This is a genomic window from Bradyrhizobium sp. P2_E8, from assembly GCF_056403875.1.
In genome coordinates this window covers 1-9257 of sequence record NZ_JBFUES010000202.1, presented here as the reverse complement: position 1 = coordinate 9257, position 9257 = coordinate 1, and the positions used below count along the sequence as shown (strand labels likewise).

10 protein-coding genes are annotated in these 9257 nt (G+C 66.3%); 3 read left to right on the top strand and 7 right to left on the bottom strand.

Annotation, left to right across the window (positions count from 1 at the left end; genetic code table 11):
• The 4 genes from AC1D00_RS13870 to AC1D00_RS13855 all read right to left on the bottom strand — a co-directional run.
• Window positions 1–621: glutaminase (locus AC1D00_RS13870; RefSeq protein WP_477011053.1), on the bottom strand; the 621-nt coding region annotated here is incomplete at its 3' end.
• A 107-nt stretch (window positions 622–728) separates the two neighbouring features.
• The gene (locus tag AC1D00_RS13865) at window positions 729–1934 is read right to left on the bottom strand and encodes an MFS transporter (protein WP_092181203.1); all 1206 of its coding nucleotides are present in this window, start codon (window positions 1932–1934) and stop codon (window positions 729–731) included.
• Window positions 1934–2782, bottom strand: coding sequence for a 3-deoxy-8-phosphooctulonate synthase (gene kdsA / locus AC1D00_RS13860; protein ID WP_135175230.1), 849 nt, complete (start codon window positions 2780–2782; stop codon window positions 1934–1936). Before kdsA ends, AC1D00_RS13865 begins: the two co-directional genes overlap by 1 nt.
• A 115-nt stretch (window positions 2783–2897) precedes the next feature.
• Window positions 2898–3224, bottom strand: coding sequence for an NIPSNAP family protein (locus tag AC1D00_RS13855; protein ID WP_404556633.1), 327 nt, complete (start codon window positions 3222–3224; stop codon window positions 2898–2900).
• A 197-nt stretch (window positions 3225–3421) separates the two neighbouring features.
• On the opposite strand from AC1D00_RS13855, the gene AC1D00_RS13850 reads away from it, so the two are divergent.
• The 3 genes from AC1D00_RS13850 (at window position 3422) to AC1D00_RS13840 (ending at window position 6243) form a co-directional block, all read left to right on the top strand.
• The gene (locus tag AC1D00_RS13850; RefSeq protein ID WP_477011052.1) at window positions 3422–4096 is read left to right on the top strand and encodes a response regulator; all 675 of its coding nucleotides are present in this window, start codon (window positions 3422–3424) and stop codon (window positions 4094–4096) included.
• Complete coding sequence (locus AC1D00_RS13845) at window positions 4093–5469, top strand: sensor histidine kinase (RefSeq protein ID WP_477011051.1); 1377 nt, start codon at window positions 4093–4095, stop codon at window positions 5467–5469. The genes AC1D00_RS13850 and AC1D00_RS13845 overlap by 4 nt, the downstream gene beginning before the upstream one ends.
• 111 nt (window positions 5470–5580) lie before the next feature.
• Window positions 5581–6243, top strand: a complete 663-nt coding sequence (locus AC1D00_RS13840; protein WP_477011050.1) for a class I SAM-dependent methyltransferase — start codon at window positions 5581–5583, stop codon at window positions 6241–6243.
• Window positions 6244–6247: 4 nt separating this feature from the next.
• On the opposite strand, the gene AC1D00_RS13835 is transcribed toward AC1D00_RS13840, so the two are convergent.
• From AC1D00_RS13835 to tpiA, 3 genes are all read right to left on the bottom strand, one after another.
• A complete protein-coding gene (locus AC1D00_RS13835; protein WP_027545835.1) occupies window positions 6248–7879 on the bottom strand; it encodes a CTP synthase in 1632 nt (543 codons plus the stop codon).
• A gap of 166 nt (window positions 7880–8045) precedes the next feature.
• A complete protein-coding gene (gene secG / locus AC1D00_RS13830) occupies window positions 8046–8432 on the bottom strand; it encodes a preprotein translocase subunit SecG (RefSeq protein WP_135175226.1) in 387 nt (128 codons plus the stop codon).
• 140 nt (window positions 8433–8572) lie between these two features.
• On the bottom strand, window positions 8573–9257 hold a 685-nt coding region (tpiA, locus tag AC1D00_RS13825), incomplete at its 5' end, for a triose-phosphate isomerase (protein ID WP_477011049.1).

Here is a 9257-nt window from a genome sequence, read left to right as displayed (position 1 = left end):
GTCGAGCACGGCGTCGACGTCGTCGGGCAGCACCGCGTAGTTGCGCAACAGCCACGCGATCGCGCGGTTGCGGTTGCCGGTCGCGGTCTCCGAGGCATGCACGGCCTCGTCGACGCCGAGCTCGCGCCCGGCGAACTCGCTGAGTTTGGAGCGGACGCGTTCGAAAGCGCCCTTGCCGTCCACCTCGTAGATCAGGCCCGAGCAGGCAATCGCACCGGCATTGACCATGGGGTTGAAGGGACGGTTGTCGTTGGTGAGCCGGATCGAATTGAAGGCCTCGCCGCTCGGCTCGACGCCGATGGTGGCCGAGACGCGCTCCTCGCCCACCGTCTCCAGCGCCAGTGCGAACACGAAGGCCTTCGAGACCGACTGGATCGTGAACGGCACCGCGCTGTCGCCGACCTCGTAGACATGGCCGTCGATGGTGACGAGCGCGATGCCGAAATGATCAGGGTTGGCACGCTTCAGCTCGGGAATGTAATCGGCAAGCTCGCCCGAACCGTCGCTCCTGAATTCCTCGTAGCAATCGGTCAGGAAACGCCGCAGTGGCGGCCTGGTGGGATATCCGGCCGACCGGGTCGCGCCGGCTACGCTGGGCAAACGGGTGGGCTGGGCGTCCACGGTCTCGCACCTCGATTTGCCCAGAATAAAAGCAATTCGTGTGCCATGTATACGGGGCCGACGGTGTCGTGGTGGGGCGCGCCCCCTTTCAGGGACCGAATGGAATCTCAGCGCGCGTCGGATGGTGCACGCGGCTTGAGCAACCGGGCGCAGACGATGCCGAGGACCACCATGATCGCGGCGCTTGCGAACAGCGTCGGCATCTTGCCGCCGTGCTGGAGGCCGAAGCCGTAGGCGAGCGGTCCGACCGTCTGTCCCATGAAGAAGAAGAACGAATGCAGCGACAGCGCGGTGGCGCGCGCCTCGACCGACAGCTCGCTGGCGAACACCTGGAGACAGCCATGGGCGATGTAGAAGCCCCAGCCCATGACGACGAGGTTCAGCGCCTGCACTTCCCAGCGCGGACCGAAAGCCACAGCGACGAGCTGCGAGGCCACCAGCGTCATGCCCGCGATCATCATTCCCTTCATGCCGAGCCACGGCAGCAGGCGCGACACCGTCAGCGTGTAGAACARGCCGCCGACCGCGAAGCCCGCGATGACGATGCCGGCGATCGAGAGCGAGGTCTGGCCGAGCTCGAACAGGAACGAGGCGATGTAGGGAAACAGGCCGAGCACGCAGCAGCCTTCGACGAACACCGCCGAATAGCACACATAGGCATTGGGGTTGGTGAAGATGGTGCGATAGCCGGCCTTCAGCGCCGACAGGCTCGTCTTCGGCGGATGCTTGACCTTGGCGCCGCGAAAGCCGGCGGCAACCGCGATCGAGGCAACGATCACGAGCACGCCGAGCACCGCCAGCACGCCGCGCCAGCCGAGGAAGTCGCCGATCAGGCCCGAGGCCGAGGCACCGAGCAGATTGCCGGTCATGGCGCCGGCGAGCGTGCGGCTGATCGCGACCTGCCGCTTCTCCGGACCGACCAGGTCGCTGGTCAGGCTGAGCGCCACCGGAAACACGCCGCCGGAGCCTATGCCGGCAAGGATGCGGGTCGCAAACAGAACCGAGAACGAGGTCGAGAGCGCGCCGAGGATATTGGCAAGGCCGAGCAGCGCGAGGCAGCCGATCATCAGCCGCGTCTTACCGAACAGGTCGGCGGCCGCGCCGACAATCGGCTGGATGATCGAGAAGGTGAAAGCGAACACCGCGGCAAAGCCCGCGGCGGTCGCGATGCTGACGCCAAAATCCTCGGCGACATGCGGCAGCACCGGATCGAGCGCACGCGCCGACAGCGCCGCGGCGAAGCTCGCGCCGGAAATGACGTAGAGCGCGGCCGGCAGACCGTGATCGTGCGGCCGCGCCTCGCCTTGCTGCATCAGCGCGGATTCTTTGCGAGCGCGTCGAACGCCATCAGCCTGCGGATCAGCCCTTCGAACTCGCGCAGCGGCACCATGTTAGGGCCGTCGGAAGGCGCGCTATCAGGGTCGGGATGGGTCTCGATGAAGACGCCGGCGACGCCGACCGCGACCGCCGCGCGCGCAAGTACCGGCACGAATTCACGCTCGCCGCCGGAGGACGTCCCCTTCCCGCCCGGCTGCTGCACCGAATGGGTGGCGTCGAAGATCACGGGCGCACCGGTGGTGCGCGCCAGGATCGGCAGCGCGCGCATGTCGGAGACCAGCGTGTTGTAGCCGAAGGAGGCGCCGCGCTCGGTGACGAGCACGTTCGGATTGCTCGCGCTCGTGATCTTTGTGACGACGTTCGCCATGTCCCAGGGCGCCAGGAACTGGCCCTTCTTGACGTTGACGACCTTACCGGTCGCGGCCGCCGCCAGCAGCAGATCGGTCTGCCGGCACAGGAAGGCCGGGATCTGCAGGATGTCCACGGCCTGCGCAACCTCTGCGCATTGCGTGGCCTCRTGCACGTCGGTCAGCACCGGCAGCCCGAGCGAGGATCTGATTTCGGCGAAGATCGGCAGCGACTGCGCGAGCCCGAGCCCGCGCGCCGCCGACGCGCTGGTGCGGTTGGCCTTGTCGAACGACGTCTTGTAGACGAGGCCGACGTTCAGCCGCGCAGCGATCTCCTTCAACGCGGAGGCCACCTCCAGCGCATGCTGGCGGCTTTCGAGCTGGCAGGGCCCTGCAATGATCGAGATCGGCAGATCATTGCCGAATTTGACCCTGCCAATGGTGACGACCGGCGCCGCTGACGTCGAAGAGCTCAAGGCAAATCCCTCGTTTCCGCGCGACCATAACCGCCATCGGGGTCGGATCAACCCCATTCGGCCCGGGCTGTCAGAATATCAGGGTTGCGCCGAAGTTCCGCGGGCGCCGCCGCCGCTATTTCACCGCCGAGAAAGCGGTCGGCGTCAGGAGCTGGCTGACGATATTGCCGACGATCTGGCCGTCCGCCTCCGACTTCGCCCGCGCCTCGTGCCAGTCCGGATCGGTCACGAACGCGCCCCACTTCTTCTCGCGCTCGGCGAGCGACTCCCAGGCGAGGAAATAGGTCAGCTCCTGGCTGGATTCACCGATCAGCGTGGTGAAGAATCCGGCCTGGCGGATGCCGTGCTTTTCCCAGATCTTCAGCGTCGCCGTCTCGAACCGCTTCAAGAGCGCGGGCAAGCGGCCGGGCACGCAGCGATAGATGCGCATTTCGTAGATCATTCTGACTTCCTCCCCGAACAGGTCCGCCGCTTATAACGGTTGGCCATGATGGTGTCTTGCGCCCTGCCCGATCGCCCCCGTCGCGTTTCGCGCATGGCTAGACAGCCCTTCGGCAAAGCACCTCATCCGGCTCCCGCAATGCTGCCGCAATGATCGGGCCGCTAGAATGGCTTTGGTTGAAGCCCAGGTGCCGGATCATGCGGATTTTGCTCGTCGAGGATGAGGCGGAGATGGCCGGCGCGCTGGCGTCAGCGCTGAAGCGCTACGACATGGTGGTAGACCACGCCCCTACCCTTGCCGAGGCGGAAGAGGCCATTTCCGCCGACGTCCATGTCGCGGTCCTGCTCGACCGCCAGCTCCCCGACGGCGACGGCCTTGCACTGATCCCGAAGCTCCGGGCGCGCGCCGACGGCGTGCCGATCATCGTCCTGACCGCGCGCGGCGAGCTCGCCGACCGGATCGCCGGGCTCGACAGCGGTGCCGACGATTATCTGGCCAAGCCGTTCGCGGTCGAGGAGCTGCTGGCGCGCCTGCGCGCCGTGATGCGGCGCCCCGCGGGACTTACGCCGGATGTCATCCGTGCCGGCCGCCTCGCCTTCGATGTCGGCCATCGCGAGGCGAGCATCGACGGCCAGCCGTTCGAGCTGCCGCGTCGCGAGCTGTTGGTGCTCGAGGCGCTGATCCGCCGCCTCGGCCGCACCGTGCTGCGCTCGGCGCTGGAAGAGGCCGTCTACAATTTCGACGACGAGATCCAGTCGAACGCGCTGGACACGCATATTTMGCGGCTCCGCCGCAAGCTCGCCGAGGCGGATGCCGGCATCGAAATCCACGGCATTCGCGGCGTCGGCTATCTCCTGAAGAAGCTGCCATGAGCAGGCACGACGATCCCTATTGCCTGCGCTCGCGCCTGAGCTGGCGCCTGCTCTCGCTCCAGGCCGCGCTGCTCCTGGCACTGGTTGCCGTCGTCGTCGGGGCGCTGTGCGCGTCGGGATTTGTGCTCGCCGAGCGCGACGAGGATCGCGTGATCGACGTCGTGCAGCGCGCACTCGCGCGCGACGCACAGGGCGGCCTGACCGTGCGGCCGACGCCCGAGCTCAAACAATTGCGTAGCGAGACACCGGACCTCTGGTTCCTGGTCCGCGACCGGCAGGGACATTCGCTCGCCGAAGGTGCCGTGCCGGCCGAATTCGCCGCGATCGGCGGCGGCCTCGACCAGATCAGCCAGGCGCGGCTCGGCTGGCAGATGTTCGAGGACGATCCGCGCAAGCCGGCGGCGCGGCTGAAGCGGGTCGACACCGAGGCCGGCAATGTGCAGGTCATCACGGCGACGCAGGGCCGGCTGACCGGCGCCAAGGCGCTGGTCATGACATCGCTTGCATTCCTGGGCATCGCCCTGCCTGGCCTGCTTCTGATGGGAACCGCGACCTTCATCGCGACACCGGTGATCGTGCAGCGCGCCTTCAGAGGACTTGATACGACCGCGGACCAGGCGCGTCGCATCGACATCCATCAGCGCGGCGCGCGCCTGTCGGTGGAGAGAATTCCGCTGGAGGTCGTGCCGCTCGTGACCGCGGTCAATGACGCGCTGGCGCGGCTCGACCAGGGCTATGCCCGCCACAAGCGTTTCGTCGCCGACGCCGCACACGAGCTGCGCACGCCGATCGCGATCCTCAACACGCGCCTGGAGTCGCTTGCCCCGGGGCCGGACAAGACCCGGCTGCTGGAAGATGCCGCGCGGCTGGCGACACTTGCCGAGCAGTTGCTGGACATTCAGCGGCTCGACCGCTGCGGCCATCCGTTCGCGCGCGTCGACCTCGTCCGGGTCGCGCAAGGCGCTGCTGCCGACCTCGCGCCGCTGGCGATTGCCGCCGGCTACGAGCTGGCGCTCGATGCAGCCACGACGCCGATCGAGACGATCGGTGACGCGGCCGCGCTGGAACGCGCGCTGACCAACCTCGTGCAAAATGCTATTCAGCACGGCCCTCGCCGCGGCACCATCGGCATTCGCGTCAGCAGACCCGCGAGCATCGAAGTCACGGACGAAGGTGCCGGCATTCCCGCCGAACAACGCGAGCAGATCTTCGAGCCGTTCTATCGGCTGACGCCGCTCGATCGCGGCGCCGGCCTCGGCCTCAACATGGTGCGCGAGATCGTGCACCTGCATGGCGGCCACGTCTCGGTCACGGATGGGCCGGACGGCGGCGCCTGTTTCAGAATAACGCTGCGCCCAATCCCGCAGGGTTGAATCAATCCGACTGCGCCCCTCACAGCGCAATGCTGTCGCAATGCACGGCCGTGACACTGCATCCGCCTCATCTCTGATCTTTCGAGGTGCAACCAAGATGCCGGAGTGCGCATGCCCAACGATTTCCTCTCCTTCTTCCTGTCCTGGATGTCGGCCCCGCGTCGGGTCGGCGCGATCGCGCCATCAGGCGCGGCGCTCGCCGATCTGATCACGCGGGAGATCACCGCATCGAGCGGCCCGATTCTCGAGCTCGGTCCCGGCACCGGCGCATTCACCTACAAGCTCCTGAAACGCGGCGTGCGCCAGCAGGACCTCACGCTGATCGAATACGGCTCCGACTTCATGAAGCTCCTGCAATTGCGCTTCCCCAACGCGCGCGTGTTGTGGATGGATGCGGGGCGGCTGACCACGGAGCGCCTCTATGACGGCACGCCGGTCGGCGCGGTCGTGAGCGGCCTGCCGCTGCTCAACATGTCGACGCGCAAGGTCGTCTCCATCGTCGGCGGCGCTTTCAGCTACGTCCGCCCCGGCGGTGCCTTCTACCAGTTCACCTACGGCGTGAGCTGYCCGGTGCCGCGGCCGATTCTCGATCGGCTGGGCTTACGTGCCACCCTGGTCGATCGCGCCCTGCTGAACGTGCCGCCGGCCGCCGTCTACAAGCTGACGCGGCGGCCGCAGATGAAGCTCGTCACGGGATCGCTTGCGCCGGCCCCCTCGACGCGAATCGCGTTGGAGCCGATCCATCACGCGCGCGACTACTCCGCCGCGCGCTGAGCCATCAGACCAGCCGGCTCTGCACCATCGCCGCCTGAATGAACGAGGCGAAGAGAGGATGAGGCTCAAAAGGCCGCGACTTCAGCTCGGGGTGGAACTGGACGCCGATGAACCAGGGATGATCCTCGTACTCGACGATCTCCGGCAGGACGCCGTCGGGCGACAACCCTGAGAATTTCAGGCCGTGCTGCTCGAGACGGTCCTTGTACGCGGTGTTCACTTCGTAGCGGTGGCGGTGGCGTTCGGAGATCTCGGTCGCGCCGCCATAGACCTGCGAGACGCGGCTGCCGCGATTGAGCGCCGCCGGATACGCACCGAGCCGCATCGTGCCGCCGAGATCGCCGGCCTGCGAGCGCTTCTCGAGCTCGTTGCCGCGCAGCCACTCCGTCATCAGGCCGACCAAGGGCTCCTTGGTCGGGCCGAATTCGGTGGAGTTGGCGTCCTCGATGCCGACGAGATTTCGCGCGGCTTCGATCACCGCCATCTGCATGCCGAAGCAGATGCCGAAATACGGCACGTCACGCTCGCGCGCGAACTGCGCCGCACGGATCTTGCCTTCCGCGCCGCGCTGGCCGAATCCGCCGGGCACCAGGATGCCGTTGACGTGCTCGAGGAACGGCGCGGGATCTTCCTTCTCGAAGATCTCGCTCTCGATCCAGTCGAGATTGACCTTCACCTTGTTGGCGATGCCGCCATGCGAGAGCGCCTCGATCAGCGACTTATACGCATCCTTCATGCCGGTGTATTTGCCGACGATCGCGATGGTGACGTTGCCTTCGGGATTGCGCACGCGCTCGTTGATCTGCTGCCAGCTCCGCAGCTCCGGCGGAATCCGCGAGGCGATGCCGAAAGCGGCGAGCACTTCGTCGTCGAGGCCCGCATTGTGGTAGGCCTCGGGGACGGCATAGATGTTGTCGACGTCGCGCGCCTCGATCACCGCGCTTTCACGCACATTGCAGAACAGCCCGAGCTTGCGCCGCTCTTCCTTCGGTATCTCGCGGTCGGTGCGGCAGAGCAGGATGTCCGGCTGAATGCCGATCGAGCGCAGCTCCTTCACCGAATGCTGCGTCGGCTTCGTCTTCAATTCGCCAGCGCTCGGAATGTAGGGCAGCAGCGTGAGATGGATGTAAACGGCATGATCGCGCGGCAGCTCGTTCTTGAGCTGGCGGATCGCCTCGAAGAACGGCAGGCCCTCGATGTCGCCGACGGTGCCGCCGATCTCGACCAGCACGAAGTCGTAATCGTCATTGCCGTCGAGGACGAATTCCTTGATGGCGTTGGTCACGTGCGGAACCACCTGGATGGTCGCGCCGAGATAATCGCCGCGGCGCTCCTTGGTGATGATGTCCTGGTAGATGCGCCCCGTCGTGATGTTGTCGGCCTTGGTCGCCGGCCGCCCGGTGAAGCGCTCGTAGTGACCGAGATCGAGATCGGTCTCCGCGCCGTCATCGGTCACGAACACTTCGCCGTGCTGATACGGCGACATCGTTCCGGGATCGAGGTTGAGATAGGGGTCGAGCTTACGGAGGCGGACCTTGTAGCCCCGGGCCTGCAACAGCGCACCGAGTGCCGCCGAAGCCAAACCCTTGCCGAGCGAAGAAACCACGCCGCCGGTGATGAATATGTACCGCGCCATGGGACTTAACCTCTAATCCCTCGAATTCGATTCGCCAAAGCGATTCGTATTCCGCCCCAAAGATTTTGCGGGCCTGTGGGTGAACCGGAACGAAGAGTGGTGACAGTGCCTTGATGGGGATTGTTGATGCAGGACGGTAGAAGCCGCGCTGCATGGCCCCCCTGCTTTATTGCGAACGAGGTACCTGCGGGCCGCTCGGGGCCGGGGCCTGCTGCTGCTCGTCGGCCTTCTTCAGCGAATCCAGGATGCCGCCCGAGGTCGGCGGTGCAATCGGCGATCCGCCGGCCGGCTGGCCCTGCGATGCCGGCTGGCCAATGATCGACGAAGGCGCGCGGTTGTATCCGGCGTACCAGGACAGGAACAGGCTGGTCAGGAAGAAGCCGGCGGCGAGGATCGCAGTCGTCCGCGACAAAAGATTCGCGGTGCCGCGGCTCGACATGAAGCCCGCGCCTCCGCCCATGCCGAGGCCGCCGCCTTCCGACTTCTGGAGCAGGACGGCGCCTATCATGACGGCGACGATCATGAGATGGATGACGATGACAACAGTCTGCATAGTGCCCTTCCGTCACAAGCCGACAGCGCCGAGACGGCGGCCGATCGCGCTTCGCGGGTTTTCCTGAAGTTGCGCGGTGTTACACGATCGGAAACGGCATTGCCACCCCCGATCGGGTCCCGACCAACGGTTTGGTTTAGCTAGGGACAGCCCTTGGCGATCGCAAGGAAATCGGCCGCCTTGAGGCTGGCGCCACCGACCAGCGCCCCGTTGACGTTCTTCACGGCCATCAGCTCGGCCGCGTTCGACGGCTTGACCGAGCCGCCATAGAGGATCCGCATCTTGGCGCCGTCCGCCCTAAACCGGGAGGTCAGGAATTCCCGGATAAACCCATGAATCTGCTCGACATCCTGGGCCGTGGGGGTCAGGCCTGTGCCGATGGCCCAGACTGGCTCATAGGCGACGACGAGGTTGGCCGCGGTAGAACGGTCCGGCAGCGAGCCGTCGAGCTGGCCACGCAGGATGTCCAGGGTCTGGCCGGCATCGCGCTGGGCTTGCGTCTCGCCGATGCAGACGATCGCCGTCACCCCGGCCCGCCAGGCGGCTTCCGCCTTTTGCCGCACCAAAGCATCGCCCTCGCCATGGTCGGCGCGGCGCTCGGAATGGCCAACGATGATGGCGGTCGCACCCGCATCCGCCAGCATTTCGGCGGCGATGTCGCCGGTATGGGCGCCGGAGGCCTTGGGGTGGCAATCCTGGGCCCCCACTGCGACCTTCTTGCCGCGCGCCTTGTCGGCAAAGGCCGCGATCAGGGTCACCGGCGGGCAGACCAGCAGATCGGCTTTGGCGGCCACCTCTGCCGCGCCATTGAGCATGGCGTCGAAT